Raw genomic sequence first — 17,433 nt, 5'->3', positions numbered from 1 at the left:
GGTGAGGCCGCCGGTTCCGTACGAGGAGCATGACGGGGGTATGTCTTTCGGATCTTGTCGGCCCTGCAAAACGCGAAAGACACGCCTCAGTTGCGTACGAGGAGCATGACGGCGGCGAGGACGACGCCGAGGGCGAGGGCGAGGGCTCCGTGGGCGAGGCGGTGGGCGCGCAGGACGGGGAGGAAGCCGTCGATGGCGTACCGGCCGGGGCCGGTGAGGGCGAGGGCCGCGGCGCCCGCGGTCAGCAGGAGTTCGTACTCGATGCCTGCGGGGGCGAAGAAGGCGCCCGTGCCGTGGACGGCGATGGCGTTGATCAGGGTGCCGACGACCGCGGCGCCGGCGAGCGGGGTGAGGAGGCCCGCGGCGAGGCCGAGGCCGCCGAGGGTCTCGGTCAGGCCGGCGAGGACGGCCATGGCGTCACCGGCGGGGTAGCCGCTCGCGGTGAAGAACTGGCCGGTGCCGCTGATGCCGCCGCCGCCGAACCAGCCGAAGAGCTTCTGGGCGCCGTGTCCGGCCATGGTGAGGCCGAGGACGAGGCGCAGGAGCAGCAGGCCGGTGTCCTGGCCGCGGGTGGAGGGGGCGGCGGGCCGGGACGGTGCGGCGGGCGGGGCGGCCTGCGGCTTCGCGGCGGTGGCGGAGGGGCTGGTCATCGTGGGGTCCTTCCGGTCGTGCGGCCCGGGGAGACGGGGGAAGAGTTGTTCAAATTCGAACCGCTGACCTGGACCCTAACCGGTGATTCAAATTCGAACAACCCGTGTAGGGTGGGGCCATGGCTGAACCGAGATGGCTGGACGAGCGCGAGATGCGCGCCTGGAACGGCTTCCTGGCCGCCTCGGCCCTGGTCAACCGGCGCCTCGACCAGCAGCTCAAGGACGAGGCGGGGCTCTCGCACCCGCAGTACGAGATCCTCGTGCGGCTCGCCGCGGCCCCCGGGCGGGAGCTGCGGATGACCGAGCTCGCCAACGGCCTGCTCAATTCCAAGAGCGGGCTGACGTACCAGGTCACCCAGATGGAGAAGGCCGGGCTGGTCCGCCGCCGCAGCTGCCCCTCGGACGTGCGCGGGGTCTTCGCCGTGCTCACCGACGCCGGCAGCGCGAAGTTGGAGGAGGCCGCGCCGGGCCACGTGGCCGCGGTCCGGGAGGTCCTGGTCGACGTCCTGACCCCGGAGCAGCTCGACGCGCTCGCCGAGGGGCTGGGCGAGGTCGGACGCCGCCTGCGCGGGCAGGGCGCCTGAGCGGCCCCGGCCGCCGGGCAGGTATCACCACCCGAAATCGGGGTATAGGGGCGCCATGGACGGAAAGGTCTGGCTCATCGTCGGCACGGTCCTCACGGTGGGTGTCGCCATCGCCGCGGCCGTGCTGTTCGTACGCGTGCTCAGGGCGCGGCGGCTGCTGACCGACGCGGGCATCCCGCTGCAGGACAAGGCCCTGTTCTGGGCCGCCCTGATCTACACCGTCTCGCCCGTGGACCTGATTCCGGACCCGGTGTACCTGGACGACATCGGGATCCTGATGCTGGCGCTGCGCTCCCTGCACGCGGCGGCAGCGGCCGCACGCCCGTCGAAGGAGCCGGGCGTCGACGTCCGGTCCCGCGTCTGACCCGGTTTCCGCCCGCTCAGACGTGCTGGTCGACCCGGACCGGGTTGCCGTCGGGGTCGAGGACGAGGAAGCTGCCAGGCCCCGATCCGGACTCGTCGGCCTCCGTCAGGAACTCAGGAACTCCAGGCCGCGCACCTTCAGCTGCCCTGAAGTTCCCGCACGTCCGTGAAGGAGCCGACGGAGGCCGCGCAGGCCGTGCCAGGGCCGCAACCGCGACGGCGTCGGGGGCTCCGCCCTGGTCACGGGGGCTCCGCCCTGCGGTCAGCGCACGCCCCGGGTCCGAAACTGGATGCTGATGCGGGGCCCGACGGCCCGCGCGGACTTCGGTACGGCGTGTTCCATCGTCCGCTGGCAGGAACCGCCCATGACCACGAGGTCGCCGTGGCCGAGCGGTAGCCGCAGCAGGGTGGCCCCGCCGTCGCGGGGACGGATGGCCAGGTCGCGCGGGTCGCCGACGGAGACGATGGCGACCATGGTGTCCTCGGTGGAGGAACGGCCGGTCCGGTCGCCGTGCCAGGCGACGCTGTCCCGGCCGTCGCGGTACAGGCACAGCCCGGCGGTGGTGAACGGTTCGCCCAGCTCGGCGGCGTAGTGGGCGCCCAGCGCATCACGGGCCTCCACGAGCGAGGGGTGTGGCAGGTCGTCGTCCTCGCCGTAGAAGGCGAGCAGCCGGGGCACCTCCACCTCCCGCTCGTACATCTGCCGCCGCTCGGCGCGCCAGGGCACGTCGGCGGCCAGCCGCTCGAAGAGCTCGTCGGCACCGCGCAGCCAGCCGGGCAGCTGGTCCACCCAGGCCCCGGCGCCGAGCTCGGTCCGGCGCAGACCGTCGAAGGGGCCGAGACCGATCTCGTCTCCCTGGTCGAAGAGGGAACCCTGGAGGCCTTGGACTACGTGCATGCCCCCAGCCTAGACCCACAACCGAACAGGTGCACGAATTCCGTGTGCGTCCCGGGTCTCCCCCGCCCCGGCCGTCAGAGCGGCCGGTCGCGGCGCGTACGGCGGGACGGCCGGGTGAGGAGCGTGACGGCGAGCGAGGCCGCGGCGGCGAGGGCGATCGCCGTTCCGGGGCCGAGGCACTGGGCCAGGCCGCCGGCGATCGCGGCGCCCAGACCCTGCCAGGTCATCCGCCCCGCCGACTCGACCCCCTGCACCTGCCCGCGGATCGCTTCGGGGGTGAGTTCCAGGAGCTGTTCCTGGAGGGGCAGGGTGGCTGCGAATCCTGCACTGGCGAGGAACACCGCGACCGCCAGGACGGGAGCGGGCGGGTGGGCCGCGAAGAGCAGGAAGGGAGCGGCGAGCAGCAGCCGCAGGGTGGAGGCGTGGCGGCGGCGGCCCGCGGCGGTGAGCAGCCTGCCGACGGCCAGGTCGCCGAGGAGCATGCCGGCGGATCCGGCGGCCAGGAAGGTCCCGGCGTGGCCGGGGTCGTAGGAGATGAAGAGGGCCTCGCAGCCGACGATCAGGCCGTTGGGAACCCACAGGGCCAGCAGCAGCGCCCGCCGGCGGGGGTGGGAGAACAGCTCGGCGTTCGTCCGCCAGGTCTGCCGCAGGCCCGGTCGGCGGGTTGGCCGGACCGAGTGCTCGCGGACGGTGGCCGCGACCACGGCCGCACCGAGGGCGGTCAGGCAGGCGGCGATGACGAAGACGTCCCGCGGGCTCGCGTACCGCAGCAGTACGGCGCCGACGGCGTAGCCGAGGATCGCCGTACCGCCCGAGGTGATGTTCATCAGGGAACGGGCCGGCGCGTAGGCGGACACCGGCACGGCCTCGGACAGCAGCCCGAGCCGGGCGCCCGTTCCCAGGGACTGGAAGAAGCCGAGGAGCAGCAGCAGGGCGAACCGAACGGCCAGCGGCAGTCCCGGGAGCGCCTGCGCGGCGACCCCGGCCAGCGAGGCGAGTTGGAGCAGGACGACGATCCGGCGCGGTCGCCCGCCGTCCGCGACCGACATCAGCGTCAGCGCGCCGAGGACGGTCGCGAAGGTGGCGCCGTACATGCTCACGGCCGTCAGGAAGGGCGAACCGGTCTGCTCGTCGACGAGCGTGCCGAGCGCGAAGCCCGAGAGGGTGCTCGCCGCGACCGTCAGGGTGAAGCCGGCGTACAGGCCGGCGAACTCCCTGTTGCGCAGCAGGCCGAGATAGCCGGTGGAGGTGGGGAGCGGGGCGGGCACGGGGGCCGCGGCGCGGCCGGAGGAAGGCCTCGGATCGGAGGGGGAAGCGGACCGGGAAGTAGGGTTTGAAGGCATGAAAAAAGCCTCCGGACGCATGCACGGGGCACGCACGCCGAAGGCCAACGCCCGTAATTCTAGCAGGACTCCCGGGCCGTTCGCGGCGCATCACGGCTCCCCGAACCGCCCCGAAACGGCATTACTACAGCGTAACTGTGTGATCAGGGACTCACGGTCTTGGCCGCGGGCCCGCCGCACGGTAGCGTCACGGCGACATTTCCACATAGCGACGACGGCGAGACGGAAGACCGGTGTGAATCCGGCATGGTCGCGCCACTGTGTGCTGCGGTGACCTCCCCCGGGGGTCGTCGCGGCGAGTCAGACCCGAGGACCGTCGTCCTGCACCACCGTATGGGACGCGTTGTTCCCCAAGGAGGTTCCATCATGGCCGAGGCTTTCGCTTCCGCTGCCGTATCCACCCCCGCCGTTTCGCCGTCGGCTCCGCTGCCCGTGCGCGCCGTCCTGCCCTGGGCGGTCTTCGTCGGCCTCCTGATGCTGGTGGCCCTCTACTTCGTCGGAGCCGAGCAGGGCGCCACCGCCGTGTTCGCGGGCGAGGGCGTGCACGAGTGGGTGCACGACGGTCGCCACCTGCTCGGCTTCCCCTGCCACTGAGAGGCCGCGCCCATGTACGCCTCTACTGTCAGAGGTCTGCTGGTCCGCGGCATGCTCGCGGGCCTGATAGCCGGACTCTTCGCCTTCGCGGTCGCCTACGTGGTGGGTGAGCCGCCGGTTCGGGGTTCCATCGCGGTGGAGGAGGCCGCCGCCGCCCAGGACGCAGCGAGCGCCCCGAGCGGCCACGCCGGGCACGGTGGTGACGCCGCGTCGGGCGGGGCCGCCGAGGAGGAGGAAGAACTCGTCAGCCGGCCGGTCCAGTCGACCGTCGGCCTGGCCACCGGCGTGCTGGTCTACGGGGTCGCGCTGGGCGGCATCGCCTCCCTCGCGTTCTCGTTCGCCCTCGGCCGCGTCGGCGGGTTCAGCCCGCGGGCGACGGCCGCGCTCACCGGTGCGGGCGCGTTCGGCCTGGTCTACCTGGTGCCGTTCCTCAAGTACCCGGCCACCCCGCCGGCGGTCGGCAACCCGGACACGATCGGGCAGCGCACCACGCTGTTCTTCCTGATGATCCTGCTGAGCGTGCTGCTCGGCGTCGGCGCGATCATCCTCGGGCGACGGCTGGCACCGCGCCTGGGCAACTGGAACGCGTCGCTGACCGCGGCCGGCGGCTTCGTCACCGCCACCGCCCTGGCGTTCGTGTTCCTGCCGGACAACAGCGACGCGGTCCAGCCCGGGTTCCCCGCCGCCCTGCTGTGGGAGTTCCGGATCGCTTCGCTGGCCGTCCAGCTCGTTTTGTGGACGGTGTTCGCCGTCGTCTTCGGCGTCCTGGCCCAGCGGCTCCTGGCCTCGCGCACCGGCGGCGCGGAAGTGACGGCCCGGCAGCAGGCGCCCGCCCTCGGTTGATCGACCGCCACGTCCGCGCACGGGCCCCGCGACCCCCTCGGGGGCGCGGGGCCCGTGCGCGTCCGCATGTGTGCGCTCGCGCGCACGCTTCGGCCCACGTCGCCATGCGGGACACCCAGCCCGCCGACCGGCCCGCGATCATGCGTGAGCACCGGAACATGTGGCAGATGCGCGAGCGCAACCAGCCCTACGGGACGGTCGAGCGGAGGTGACGGGCGGCCCCGGGCCACCGCACGGTGGGCACGCCCCGGGCCACCTGCGGGGTCAGGCCGCCGCCGGCTGGTCCGCTCGGGCGGCGGCAACGGGCTCCGCCGTGCTGAGGCGTCGTACGCCGTGGGTGGTGGCGAGCCTGGCGATCAGCAGGCAGTACGCCGGTGCCGCGACGAGCTCGAGGACGAGTGCCTCCCACGGGGCGTCCGCGGCGTTGCCCGACTCCGCCAGCTGCCCCAGGGCGACGGTGATGCCGTAGGCGCTGACGTTGTTCGCGACGTGCACCGCGATGGCGGCTTCGAGGCCCCCCGTGCGGACGGTCAGCCATCCCCACCACAGGGCGGAGTAGAAGAGCAGGGCGAACCCCGACACCTCGCCGAAGCCGTGGGCGACGGCGAAGAGGGCGGACGCGAGGACGATGCCGGTCCAGGGGGACTTGAGGAAGCCGCCGAAGAACTGGGTGATCCAGCCCCGGAAGACGAACTCCTCGGCGGCGGCCTGGAACGGGATCAGCGCCCACAGCACGACGAGTCCGAGTGCGAACTCGGACCAGCCGGGGAAGTCGCCCGCGAGGCTCTCCTCGCCGTCGGTGAGGTAGCCCCACAGGGCCAGCCCGCCCATCTGGAGCACGATCAGGGGGAAGGCGACCGCCGAGCAGCGGGCCAGCCAGCCCCAGCGCAACCTTCCGAGGACGGAGGCCACGGTGCCGGCGGGGCGGCTGCCGCACCAGCGGACCGCGAGCATCACGACCGGTATGCCCGTGGCTATGGAAAGCAGGGCGAGCGCCTCGTCGGCGAGCGGATCCGCCAGGATGCGGTCGCCGTCCCCGGGGGCGAAGTCGAGGCCCAGTACGTACCAGACGAGGGCGCCGAGCGCGATCACCAGCAGCGGTGCGGCCAGGTTGCCGACGAAGACGAGGAGGAACTCCCCGACGCGCTGCGGGGACTTCTGGCGGCCGTTGCGGGCCTGCTCGTGGTAGGCGCTTCCGCCCGGCGCGGCCTCCGTGCGCGGCTGCCGCACGGCGGGTGCACCGAACGGCGGACCGCCCTGGGGGGTGGGCGGCCACCCTTGCGCCGGCGCGGGCCATTGCGGAGCGCTTCCGGCCGGCGCGGCCCAGACGTTCGGCGGGGGCGTATCTGACACTGCGGGACCCTTTCCGTCACGGCCGATCACCCGCCCATTCGATCACGTGATCGCCCTGCGGCTCAGCCGGATTCCGTGTGGGGTTGCACCGGGGTTCGGCCGGGGGCGGGCAGGGGCGCGGGCCGGTACGGGGGACGGGCAGGGGCAGGGAGAACCAGACGGCCTTGCCCTCGGCCGTCGGGAGGGTTCCCCAGGAGGCGGCTAGGGAGTCGACGAGGAGCAGGCCGCGGCCGGATTCCGCGTCGGGTTCGGCGAAGCGGGCCTGCGGCAGGACCGGGCTGCCGTCGCACACCTCGACGCTGAGTTCACGGCCGGCCTGGCGCAGTCGGAGGCGGACGGGGCCGCGGCTGTGGTTCACCGCGTTGGAGAGCAGCTCGGAGGTGAGCAGGCAGGCGGTGTCGCGGAGTTGTTCGTCGTCCCTGCCCCACTGGGCCAGGGTGGAGCGCAGGAACCTCCGCCCGGCACCGACGCTGCTCGGTTCCGCAGCGAGGAGCATGCTCTGCGAGGTCACCGGTGTGTCGGGGATGCGGACGAGCAGGAGGGTGACGTCGTCGGGGTTGTCGTCGGCGTCGGGCAGCAGTTCGGCCAGCAGCCGGTCCGCCGCCGCCTCCAGGCCGTCCGTCGTCGCGACGGCCTTCTCCAACGCCGCCGCCAGCCCGTCCACTTGGCCCTCGATGTCACTGTCGGGCGTCTCGACCAGGCCGTCCGTGTAGAGCGCGAGGACCGAGCCGGGCTCCACGGTGTGCCGGGTCTCGTGGTGGGGCACTTCCCCCACCCCCAGCGGCACGCTCACCTCGACGGGCAGCCGGCCGACCTCGCCGCCCGGGGCGACGAGGAGGACCGGCAGGTGTCCGGCGGAGCACATGGTGATCTCGGCCGCATCGGCGTCGATGACCAGGTAGCAGCAGGTGACGAACTGGTCCGGCAGTTCGCTGACGACCGCGTCCAGGGCGCGCATGAGCTGCCAGGGCGGCATCCCGGTCTTGGCCAGTGCGTGGGAGGCGGATCGGAGCTGGCCCATGACGGCGGCGGCGTCCAGGCCGCGCCCCATCACGTCGCCGACCATCACGCCGACGCGTCCGCCCCCCAGCGGGATGAGGTCGAACCAGTCGCCGCCCACCCCGGCCCCCTGCCGGGCCGGGAAGTACCGGCTCGCCGTGGGCATTCCCGGTACGTCGGGCGGGGATCCCATGAGGCTGCGCTGGAGGGTGAGCGCGACGTGGCGCTGCTGCTCGTAGAGCTTCGCGAGCATCTCCTCGGCGGACTTGCGCTCGGTGACGTCGCGGATGGCCGCGGAGACCAGGGTGCCGTCGGGGGTCTCCAGCGGGCTCAGGCTGATCTCGACCGGGAACTCGCCGCCGTCGCGGTGCAGGCCGTACAGCTCCAGGCCCGCGCCCATGGGGCGGGCCTTGCGGTTGACGAAGTAGCCGTGCCGGAAGCCGGAGTGGTGCCCGCGGAACCGTTCCGGGACGAGCACCTCGACCGGTCTTCCCAGCAGGTCCTCGCGGGCGTACCCGAAAACGGCCTCGGTCTGCGCGTTGACGAGCTGGATCGCGCCCCGCTCGTCGACGATCACCATCGCGTCCGGCGCAGCCTCCAGCAGCGCCCGGAAGCGTTCCTCGGCGGCCCTGCGCTCGCTCACGTCGCGTACGGCCGCCGAGATCAGCAGGCCATCCGGGGTCTCCAGCGGACTCAGGCTGATCTCCACGGGGAATTCGCGCCCGTCCCGGCGCAGGCCGTAGAGCACCAGGCCCGCGCCCATCGGGCGGACCTGGCGGCTGGCCGCGTAGCCGAGCCGGTGGCCCGGGTGCTGGCCGCGGAACCGCTCGGGGACGAGGACCTCGATGTGCCGGCCCAGGAGTTCCCGACGGGGGTGGCCGAACAGGGCCTCGGTCTGCGCGTTCACCAGCCGGATCACCCCGGCGTCGTCCACGATCACCATCGCGTCCGGTGCCGCTTCCAGCAGAGCCCTGAAGGGCTCTTCAGTCGTCGCTGCCACGCTGCGCCTCGCACTCGTCGAATCCCGCAGAAGCAGACATCCGACCACGTGGCTGAATCTCGCGCTTCCGGTTGACCGCATGCGGCGGCAATTGACCGATTCTGCGCGCCGGGCGCCCCTGGGGCCGCGCGGGGTCGGCACGGTCGGACCCGGGTTGACGCGCCCGTACGGACGGCGGAGCCCCAAGGGCTGGACGGCCCAGGGGGTCTCTTGTCGTCGTGGATCGCAAGGCGGAGGAGGGGGCGACGCGCAGCGCCGTCGAGCGCGGACACGCGGCGAGGCACGGCGGCAGACGCCGCGATCCGGGCATGATCGGCAAGACACCCCTGGCGGCCGCGCTGATCTATGGTGGCTGGAGGACCGGCCAGGGCGGACGCGAGGCGAGGAGACCCGGTGCGTGACGCAGAGTTCTTCCGGAGCTGGATGGCGGCCACCGCGGCTGCCGTGGAGCGTGAGGCGGACCGGCTCACCGAGCTCGACTCCCCCATCGGGGACGCCGACCACGGGAGCAATCTGCTGCGGGGTTTCACGGCGGTGCGCGCCGCCTTGGACACGGAGACCCCGGCGGCGCCGGGCGCGGTGCTCCAGCTGGCCGGACGGACGCTGATCTCAACGGTCGGCGGCGCCTCCGGCCCGCTGTACGGGATGCTGCTGCGGCGGACCGGCAAGGAGCTCGGGGAGGCGTCCGAGGTGTCCGACGCCGATCTGCGCGAGGCCCTGGACAAGGGGGTCGGCGCGGTGGCGCAGCTGGGCGGGGCCGCGCCCGGCGACAAGACCATGCTGGACGCGCTGCTGCCGGGCGTGGCCGCGCTGGGCACCTCGTACCGGGCGGCGGCCCAGGCGGCGGAGAACGGGGCCCTCGCCACGGTGCCGATGCAGGCGCGCAAGGGGCGGGCCAGCTACCTGGGCGAGCGGAGCATCGGGCACCAGGATCCGGGCGCGACCTCGTCGGCGCTGCTGCTGGGGGCGCTCGCGGACGTGGCGGAGCGGGCGGAGGGCGCGCGGTGACGGCCGGACGGGGCGACGGGGACGCCCCTGCGCAGCCGGCCCTGGTCGGGATCGTCCTGGTCTCGCACAGCGCTCCGGTCGCCGAGTCGGTGGCGGAGCTGGCGCGGGGCCTGGCGGCGGGCGGTCCGGTGGCGCCGGTGGCCGCGGCGGGCGGTACGTCCGCCGGCGGGCTCGGCACGAGCGCGGAGCTGGTCGTCGCGGCCGCCCGGGAGGTGGACCGCGGTGCCGGCGTCGCGCTGCTGGTGGACCTGGGGAGCTCGGTGCTGACGGTGAAGGCGCTGCTGCTGGAGGACGAACTGCCGCCCGGTTCACGTTTGGTGGACGCCCCGTTCGTCGAGGGCGCGGTGGCGGCGGTGGTCGCCGCATCGGCGGGTGCCCCGCTGGCACAGGTCGCGGAGGCCGCCGCCGAGGCGTACGCGTACCGCAAGGTCTGAGGGCCCGGGGCGGGCGGCGACAGCCGTCCCGCCCCGGGCCTCGCGGTCGCGGCCGGTGTCAGCGTCCGCGCAGCGACTGGATCTCGCGGCGGTCGCGCTTGGTGGGGCGGCCCGTGCCCCGGTCGCGGATACCGACGACCGCTGCCTCCACGGGGGTCGGCGGCGGCGGACTCTTGTCGATCAGGCACTCGGCGGCGACGGGCGCGCCCACCCGCTTGGACACGGGCCGCTTGACGACGACGATCCGCTCGCGCCCCGCGTGGAAGAGCCGCACCTCGTCGCCCGCGCGGATCGGCTGCGCCGGCTTGGCGCGTTCCCCGTTGACCCTCACATGGCCCGCCCGGCAGGCCGTCGCCGCGATCGAGCGGGTCTTGGTCAGGCGCACGGACCAGATCCACGCATCGACCCGCGCCGTGCCCGATTCCGTTCCCGATACCTCATCAGCCATGCCCCGACTCTAGCGAGCCGGGCAGGAGAGGACGGAACGACTTTTTCCGTGGCTTTCGGCGGATGCACCAATGATCGCGGCACCTACCATGGCGATCCGCCCAAGAGAATTGCAAATGCGCCATGCATGCGCCAACCTTGTCGCACATGCAGTCCTACACCATCGGACAGGCCGCGCGACTGCTGGGCGTCAGCCCGGACACCGCGCGGCGCTGGGCCGACGCCGACCGGGTCGTGACCCATCGCGACCACGTCGGCCGGCGGCTGATCAACGGCCGGGACCCGGCCGCCTTCTCCATGGAGGTGGGCCCGGGCGCCCGCACCGAGGACGGGGAGCCGTACACCTCGGCGCGCAACGCCTTTCCCGGCATCGTCACCGCCGTCCGGCTCGGCGACGTGTCCGCCCAGGTCGGCATCCAGGCGGGTCCCCACCGCCTGGTCCGCCTGCTCACCCGCGAGGCCGTCGAAGAACTCGGGCCGGAGGTCGGCATGCGGGCCACCGCCCGGGTGAAGTCCACCAGCGTGCACATCGACCGCGCCTGAGCCACAGCCGCCCCCTCCAACGTCCACCGCGGCCCGCCCGCGGTCCCCCACCGCCGCCCGGCAGCGACGAACCGTCCCCACCCGCTCCGCCCGTCACCGGCGCGGGTCACCACCGCGCGGATCCGGCACCCGGCCGGCCGCCGACCCGAGCAAGGAGCCTGCGCTGTGTACCCGACCCGAAACCGCCGCCGCACCGTCGCCGCGGCCGCCCTGTCCGCCGCCCTGCTCGCCGGGCTGACCGCCTGCGGCAGCGGCGTGGACGAGCCCGCCGCCTCCGGCACCGGCTCCGCCGCGCCGCAGGCGAACCTCACCGTCCTCGCCGCTTCCTCCCTCGCCGACGTCTTCAAGACCGCGGGTGCGGCGTACGAGAAGGCCCACCCCGGCACGAGGGTCACCTTCTCCTTCGCCGGTTCGCAGGAGCTCGCGGCGCAGGTCAAGCAGGGCGCCCCGGCCGACGCGCTGGTCACCGCCGACACGAAGACCATGGACGGGCTGAAGGCCGAGACCGGCGACCCCGCGATCATCGCCAAGAACCGCCTGGTCATCGCGGCCGGCAAGGGCAACCCGTTCAAGATCGACGAGCTGAAGGACCTCGCCGACACCAAGGTCAAGGTGGTGCTCGCCGCGCCCGAGGTGCCGGTCGGCCGCTACAGCAAGCAGATCCTCGACGCCCAGAAGGTCGAGGTGAAGCCGGTCTCCCAGGAGCCCAACGTCCGTGCCGTCCTGGGCAAGGTCGAGATGGGTGAGGCCGACGCGGGCCTCGTCTACAAGACGGACTCCGCCAAGTCGGGCGACAAGGTCGTCACCGTGGAGATCCCGGACGAGCAGAACGCCGTGGCCTCCTACCCGGCCGCCACGCTGAAGCAGTCCGAGAACACCGAGGCCGCGGCCGCGTTCGTGGCGTGGCTGAGCACCCCCGAGGCGCAGAAGATCCTCCGGGACGCGGGCTTCCAGCAGCCGTAGCCGGCGCGCCGCTCCCCCGAGGTGACCCGGGGGCTGTCCGGTCCGGGGGGACGGGCAGCCCCTTACGACGTGCCCGGGGACTGTCCGCCCCGCCGCCCCGCCGCCCCGCCGGTGCGGCGCCCGGGCGGGCCGGCCCGTCGGTACGGGGTGGAGCGGGCCGCCCCCGCATACGCTGCACCCCGGCGCCCCGCCCCCGCCCCCGTCCCGTCCGGCCACGCCGCCCCAGCCAGGAAGTACCGTGAGCAGACTCCGTACCCGCACCCGGCCCCCGGTGGCCCTGGCGCTCCCCGCGCTGCTCGCCGTCGCGTTCCTGCTGATGCCGCTGATCGGGATCCTCGCCCGTACTCCGTGGGGCGAGCTCGGAGAGCACCTCGGCAGCCCCGGCGTGGTCGAGGCCCTGAAGCTCTCCCTCCTGGTGTCGCTGTGGGCGCTGGGCCTCTCGCTCCTCCTCGGTGTGCCACTGGCCTGGCTGCTGGCCCGTGTGGAGTTCAAGGGCAAGGCCCTGGTCCGCTCGCTGGTGCTGCTCCCCATGGTGCTGCCGCCGACCGTGGGCGGTGTCGCCCTGCTCCTCGGCTTCGGCCGGCGCGGACTGCTGGGGCCGTGGCTGGAGGACTCCTTCGGGATCACCCTGCCGTTCCACACCTCGGGGGCCGTCGTCGCGGCGACCTTCGTCGCCATGCCGTTCCTGGTCATCAGCCTGGAAGGGGCCCTCGGCGGTCTCAAGCACAGTTACGAGGAGACGGCGGCCTCGCTCGGCGCGTCGCCGGTCCGGGTGTTCTTCACCGTGACCCTGCCCATGGTGGCGCCCGGTCTGGTCGCCGGCGCCGCCCTCACCTGGGCCCGCGCGCTGGGAGAGTTCGGCGCGACCATCACCTTCGCCGGGAACCTGCCCGGCACCACCCAGACCCTGCCGCTCCAGGTGTACCTGCTGCTCCAGGACCAGCCCGAGGCGGCCACCTCGGTCTCCCTGCTGCTGCTCGCGATCGCCATGGCCGTACTGATCGCACTGCGCGGCCGCTGGACGGGCACCCCGGTCGACCGCGGGTCGGTCACGACGCCGCAGCCCGCTCCGGAGGAGGGACCAGCGACCGCCCCGGCCCCGGGGCCGGACGAGGAGCCGGGCGCGGCCGGCGCCGCTCCACCGCAGTCCGCCGAGACGGGGCACTGGCCGCTGCACGCCACGGTCACCGGCTTCAACCGCCTCACCCTCGAAGCCGAACCGGGCACCACCATCGCCGTCGTCGGCGAGAACGGGGCGGGCAAGACCACCCTGCTGCGCGCCCTGCTCGGCCTCTCCCCGCGCGCCCACGCCGACCTGCGGCTCGGCGACGCCGACGTCACCGCCCTGCCCCCGCACAAGCGGCAGGTGGCCTGGGTCCCGCAGGACGGCGCGCTGTTCCCGCACCTGAGCGCGCTGGCGAACACCGCGTACGGGCTGCGCGCCCGCCGCGTGCCGCGCGCCGACGCCCGCCGCGAGGCGCAGGCCTGGCTGAATCGGCTGGGCGTGGGGCACCTCGCGCAGCGCAGGCCGTCCCAGCTCTCCGGCGGCCAGGCCCAGCGGGTCGCGCTCGCGCGCGCCCTGGCGGCCCGCCCGCGGCTCCTGCTGCTGGACGAGCCCCTCGCCGCCCTCGACCAGACCACGCGGGCCCGCGTCCGGCACACCCTGCGCACGCACCTGGCCGGCTTCGGCGGGGTCTGCCTCATCGTCACCCACGACCCCGTCGAGGCGGTGTCGCTGGCCGACCGGGTCCTCGTACTGGCCGACGGCCGGACCCTGCAGGACGCGCCGCCCGCCGAGGTCTCCCGGCACCCGCGCTCCCCGTGGGTGGCCCGCATGCTGGGTCGCAACGCCTGGCCGGGCATCGCCTCCACCGACGGCCTCGCCCTCGCGGCGGGCGGCCGTCTCGTGGTCGCCGAGGCCCTGCCCGAAGGGGCCCAGGCCCTGGCCATCATCGCCCCGGAGGCGGTGTCGGTCCACCGGGACCGCCCGGGCGGCAGCCCCCGAAACGTCTGGCGGGGCACCGTCCGGGAGATCACCGCGGTGGGCAGCCGCCTGCGCGTGCTGATCGCGTCGCCCGAGGCACCCGACCTGGTCGCCGAGATCACCCCGGACGCGGCGGCCGAACTGGGCCTGGCCGACGGATCCGAGGTGTGGACGAGCGTGAAGGCAACCGAGGTCACGCTGGTCCGCCTGTAGCTTCCCGCCGGTAGCCGTGTCGGTGGCGCTGATCGGCGAAACGCCCGTCCGCTCCTGCCGGGAGACGGCCGTCCACGGTGCCACCGCGTGCAGCGGCTGACGACCGCCGACTCGGGCCCTCGTCCGGCCGGGCGGAGGCGGACGGACCCTTCCGACTGTTCGCCACGGTCGGCCGGGCGGCCCGCTGGGCCGCCTAGGCGGGGGTGTCGGGATGCTGCGGCGGGGGCAGGGCGAACTCGCACCAGACGCACTTGCCGCCGCCCCGCGGTTCCACGCCCCACGCGTCCGCGAGTTGTTCCACCAGCATCAGTCCGCGTCCCGAGACCGCCCAGTCCCCCGCCTCGCGCCGTCGCGGCAGTTGGCTGCTGGAGTCCTCGACCTCGATCCGGATCCGCCCCTGGGGCGTGATCCGCATGTTGATGTGGCCGCCGCCGTCCGTGTGGACCAGCGCGTTGGTCATCAGCTCGTCCGCCGCCAGCTCGATCTCGTCGGCCCGGTCCCGCGCGCCCCAGGCGGCCACCGCCGCCCGGATGAGGTGCCGGGCCAGGGCCGGGGCCTCGGCGTCCCCGGGGTCCAGGCGCTGGCGCAGCGGGCCGCCGCCCCGCCCGGTGGGCGTACCGCGGCGGCGAAGGACGAGCAGGGCCATGTCGTCCCCGCCACCCGAGTCACCGACGAGGTCGCACAGCACGTCGGCGAGCTCCTCGACGTCCGCGGGGCCGCTGTGGAGCGCCGCCATCAGCTCGCGCATGCCGGTGTCGGGGTCCGCGCCGGGTCGCTCGATCAGGCCGTCCGTGCACAGCACCAGGGTGTCTCCGGGGTGCAGTTCCAGGCTGGTGACGGGGTAGCCGGAGCCCGCCGCCGCCACGGACTGTTCGGGGGGCGGCAGTCCGAGCGGCAGTCCGCCCGCCACCTGAATCCGGTGGCAGCTGCCGTCGCCGCGCCGCACGACCGGGTCGAGGTGGCCGGCGCGGACGATCTGGAGCATCCCGCTGGTGAGGTCGGCCTCGGCGTACGTGCAGGTGGCGAAGCGCTCCGTCTCCAGTTCGCGCAGGAAGGCGGAGGCGCGGGCCATCGCCGCGCCCGGTGTGTGCCCTTCGACCACGTACGCGCGCATCACGATGCGCAGTTGCCCCATGACGGCGGCCGCGTCCGTGTCGTGGCCCTCGACGTCACCGATCATCACGCCGATCCGGCCGCTGCCGAGCGGCACCACGTCGTACCAGTCGCCGCCGATGTCCCGCCCCATCCGGGCGGAGCGGTAGCGTACGGCGATCAGCGCGCCCGGCACCGCGGGGATCCGGCGGGGCAGCATGGCCCGCTGGAGGCCCTCGGCCAGGTCGTGCTCCTGCTCGAAGAGGATGGCGCGCTGGAGGCTCTGGGCGACGCCGCTGCCGAGCGCCATCAGCAGGTTGCGTTCCTCGGCGGTGAAGTCGCCGTCGCGTGTGTAGAGCAGCCCCAGGGCGCCGACGGGCCGGCCCTGGGCGATCAGCGGCAGGTAGACCCCGCTGCGGACGGCCAGCGGCTCTATGTACGGCCACAGTTCCGGGTAGTTCTCCTGGAACTCCTCGCGCGAGACGATGAAGACGGGCTGCATGGTGCGTACGGCCACGCTCATCGGGAACGGCGCGTCGATCCGCGTGTACTCGATCTCGGGGACGTACGTGCCGAGCTGCCCCTCCGCGACCAGGTGGATGCGGCCTCCGTCGACGACGCCCAGCATCACGCTGACCGCGCCGAGGTGGCCGAGGGCCTGGGGATCCTTGAGGACGTCGGTCACGTCGTTGACGGTGCGGGCGTGGGCGAGGATGGCGGTCGTCCGCTCGACGACGCCGGTCATCCGCCGGCGCCCCTCGTCCTGCTCACTGGCGGCTCCGGGCTCGCCCGGGTCGTGTGCGGCGTCGCGGAGGATGCCGATGACGCGGTAGGGGCGGCCGCCCGGGTCCCGCAGGATGTGCCCCTGGATGTGGGTCCAGGCCGGTGTCCCGTCGCGGCGGCGGCTGCGCACGTAGGCGCCGTAGTGGCTCCGGCCGTCCTTGATGGCTTGGGCGACCCGGGAGTCGAGCCGGGCCTCCTCGGCGGGTGCGATGCGCGCGCGGAGCCCGGCGGGGGTGCCGCTGTACTCGTCCGGGCGCAGGTCGAGGACCTCGAGGGCGGTGGGATCCAGGTGCATCCGTCCGCTGTCGAGGTCCCAGTCGAAGGTGCCCATGCGGTTGAGCGCAAGGCTCGTGTCCGGCCGCGCGGGCCAGTCGACCTCGGGAACGTCTCCCCTGGGGGCCATGCAGCCAGGGTCTCACCGTCGCCCGCCGGTGTCCCCGTGGGGCGGCCGAGGGTGGTGGGGCGGGGCCGGCGGTGGGGTGCTGCACGGACACGGCGCTGTGCGGCCCGTCGCCCGGGCCGCACAGTGTGCTGCGGTGTCAGCAGCCGTGCTTACCGTGGCCTCCGCCACGGTTGTCGTCGTCATCGTCGTACCAGCCGTGGTGGTGGCCGCCCTTGTCATGGTTCCAGCCGCCGCCCTTGTGATGGTCCGAGCCGCCGCCCTTGTGATGGTCCGAGCCGCCGCCCCTGTGGTGGTCCCAGCCGCCGCCGCTCACGTAGGTGACGGACTGTGTGGGGGTCGCCGCCGAGGCGGTACCCGCGGCTCCCAGGGCGCCGCCGGCCATCAGAACGCCGATGGCGGACACCGCGAAGAGGCGCTTGACTCTCGTTGCTCGCATGGTTGAGAACCCTTCTCGTTGCTACGGCACGAAAATTCGTTCTTCCTCCTCACGCAAGGGATGTTCATGGCTGCACCTGTGGCGGTACAGATTTCGTGAATGCGCGATCCCCCGTCAACGCGGCCTCATTGGGCCGCGGACCTTCGGGGCGGGTGCGATATGTCGCACGCCTCGCGCTCCGGCATGTCACCGCGGGTAGAGGGTGCGCTTCCCGCAATGGCCACAGTTACCTACGGATGATATTAGTCACCGCCCCGCCGATCGGCATCTCGGGCAGGTACGGAGTCCGCCCGCATGCCGCCGCAATTCCGGTGCATGGGCCAAATATTCGGGGTGCCCGCCCTGTCACCGCAACGGACCAAGGGAACTGTCGTCGTGCGCCGGCCGGGGATTGAGGGACAGCCCCTAGTACTGCAACGGTACTTGCTGTGATGGTTTGTTGGCTTCTGGTGGTGTGTGACCGCGTCGTTTGTAGTGGCTGACACGTGCCTGGAACTGTC

At 73.6% G+C, this 17,433-nt stretch carries 17 protein-coding genes; 9 read left to right on the top strand and 8 right to left on the bottom strand.

Translation table 11 applies throughout. The annotated features are described in order from the left end of the window. Positions 1-86 precede the first annotated feature (86 nt). A complete protein-coding gene (locus ACZ3X1_RS22675) occupies positions 87-650 on the bottom strand; it encodes a DoxX family protein (protein WP_467280756.1) in 564 nt (187 codons plus the stop codon). 119 nt (positions 651-769) lie between these two features. Between ACZ3X1_RS22675 and ACZ3X1_RS22670 the strand changes: the two genes are divergently transcribed. Then, on the top strand, positions 770-1,234 hold the full coding sequence (locus ACZ3X1_RS22670) for a MarR family winged helix-turn-helix transcriptional regulator (RefSeq protein WP_356812260.1): 465 nt from the start codon (positions 770-772) through the stop codon (positions 1,232-1,234). Positions 1,235-1,289: 55 nt separating this feature from the next. Further along, the gene (locus ACZ3X1_RS22665; RefSeq protein WP_356812261.1) at positions 1,290-1,598 is read left to right on the top strand and encodes a YkvA family protein; all 309 of its coding nucleotides are present in this window, start codon (positions 1,290-1,292) and stop codon (positions 1,596-1,598) included. A gap of 261 nt (positions 1,599-1,859) precedes the next feature. On the opposite strand, the gene ACZ3X1_RS22660 is transcribed toward ACZ3X1_RS22665, so the two are convergent. Beyond that, entirely contained in the window at positions 1,860-2,495 is a 636-nt protein-coding gene (locus ACZ3X1_RS22660) for an alpha-ketoglutarate-dependent dioxygenase AlkB (RefSeq protein WP_467280755.1), read from the bottom strand. Between the two features lie 74 nt (positions 2,496-2,569). Beyond that, positions 2,570-3,838 (bottom strand): MFS transporter, encoded by a 1,269-nt coding sequence (locus ACZ3X1_RS22655; RefSeq protein WP_467280754.1) that lies wholly within the window; start codon positions 3,836-3,838, stop codon positions 2,570-2,572. A 366-nt stretch (positions 3,839-4,204) separates the two neighbouring features. On the opposite strand from ACZ3X1_RS22655, the gene ACZ3X1_RS22650 reads away from it, so the two are divergent. Together ACZ3X1_RS22650 and ACZ3X1_RS22645 are read left to right on the top strand one after the other, a co-directional pair. After that, positions 4,205-4,432, top strand: coding sequence for a CbtB domain-containing protein (locus ACZ3X1_RS22650; protein ID WP_356812264.1), 228 nt, complete (start codon positions 4,205-4,207; stop codon positions 4,430-4,432). 12 nt (positions 4,433-4,444) lie between these two features. Further along, positions 4,445-5,275 carry a CbtA family protein gene (locus tag ACZ3X1_RS22645; RefSeq protein ID WP_356812265.1) on the top strand — a complete coding sequence of 277 codons (831 nt, stop codon included), beginning with the start codon at positions 4,445-4,447 and terminating at the stop codon, positions 5,273-5,275. Between the two features lie 264 nt (positions 5,276-5,539). Here the strand turns inward: ACZ3X1_RS22645 and ACZ3X1_RS22640 are convergent, their stop codons facing one another. After that, positions 5,540-6,505, bottom strand: a complete 966-nt coding sequence (locus ACZ3X1_RS22640; RefSeq protein ID WP_467280752.1) for a lysostaphin resistance A-like protein — start codon at positions 6,503-6,505, stop codon at positions 5,540-5,542. A gap of 139 nt (positions 6,506-6,644) precedes the next feature. Continuing rightward, positions 6,645-8,627 carry a PAS domain S-box protein gene (locus ACZ3X1_RS22635; RefSeq protein WP_467280751.1) on the bottom strand — a complete coding sequence of 661 codons (1,983 nt, stop codon included), beginning with the start codon at positions 8,625-8,627 and terminating at the stop codon, positions 6,645-6,647. Between the two features lie 393 nt (positions 8,628-9,020). Between ACZ3X1_RS22635 and dhaL the strand changes: the two genes are divergently transcribed. Both dhaL and ACZ3X1_RS22625 read left to right on the top strand, forming a co-directional pair. Then, positions 9,021-9,635, top strand: a complete 615-nt coding sequence (gene dhaL, locus ACZ3X1_RS22630) for a dihydroxyacetone kinase subunit DhaL (protein WP_356812268.1) — start codon at positions 9,021-9,023, stop codon at positions 9,633-9,635. Next, entirely contained in the window at positions 9,632-10,069 is a 438-nt protein-coding gene (locus ACZ3X1_RS22625) for a PTS-dependent dihydroxyacetone kinase phosphotransferase subunit DhaM (protein WP_356812269.1), read from the top strand. Before dhaL ends, ACZ3X1_RS22625 begins: the two co-directional genes overlap by 4 nt. Before the next feature lie 58 nt (positions 10,070-10,127). Here ACZ3X1_RS22625 and ACZ3X1_RS22620 read toward each other — a convergent pair whose 3' ends face one another. Next, positions 10,128-10,517, bottom strand: a complete 390-nt coding sequence (locus ACZ3X1_RS22620) for an RNA-binding S4 domain-containing protein (RefSeq protein WP_356812270.1) — start codon at positions 10,515-10,517, stop codon at positions 10,128-10,130. A 146-nt stretch (positions 10,518-10,663) separates the two neighbouring features. Between ACZ3X1_RS22620 and ACZ3X1_RS22615 the strand changes: the two genes are divergently transcribed. The 3 genes from ACZ3X1_RS22615 to ACZ3X1_RS22605 all read left to right on the top strand — a co-directional run bounded on the left by ACZ3X1_RS22615 (position 10,664) and on the right by ACZ3X1_RS22605 (position 14,219). Further along, positions 10,664-11,059 (top strand): TOBE domain-containing protein, encoded by a 396-nt coding sequence (locus ACZ3X1_RS22615; protein WP_467280750.1) that lies wholly within the window; start codon positions 10,664-10,666, stop codon positions 11,057-11,059. A gap of 165 nt (positions 11,060-11,224) precedes the next feature. Continuing rightward, positions 11,225-12,022: a molybdate ABC transporter substrate-binding protein gene (gene modA, locus ACZ3X1_RS22610; RefSeq protein WP_467280748.1), complete on the top strand. Its 798-nt coding sequence runs from the start codon at positions 11,225-11,227 to the stop codon at positions 12,020-12,022. A gap of 316 nt (positions 12,023-12,338) precedes the next feature. Further along, positions 12,339-14,219 (top strand): ABC transporter permease, encoded by a 1,881-nt coding sequence (locus ACZ3X1_RS22605; RefSeq protein ID WP_467280939.1) that lies wholly within the window; start codon positions 12,339-12,341, stop codon positions 14,217-14,219. A gap of 193 nt (positions 14,220-14,412) precedes the next feature. On the opposite strand, the gene ACZ3X1_RS22600 is transcribed toward ACZ3X1_RS22605, so the two are convergent. Beyond that, positions 14,413-16,497 (bottom strand): SpoIIE family protein phosphatase, encoded by a 2,085-nt coding sequence (locus ACZ3X1_RS22600; RefSeq protein WP_467280747.1) that lies wholly within the window; start codon positions 16,495-16,497, stop codon positions 14,413-14,415. A gap of 136 nt (positions 16,498-16,633) precedes the next feature. Beyond that, on the bottom strand, positions 16,634-16,933 hold the full coding sequence (locus ACZ3X1_RS22595; protein WP_390079246.1) for a hypothetical protein: 300 nt from the start codon (positions 16,931-16,933) through the stop codon (positions 16,634-16,636). Positions 16,934-17,433 lie beyond the last annotated feature (500 nt).

This window comes from Streptomyces sp. NPDC023541 (genome assembly GCF_055559995.1).
Note: the sequence above shows the minus strand (reverse complement) of the source record. Positions and strands in the feature narration are given on the sequence as shown.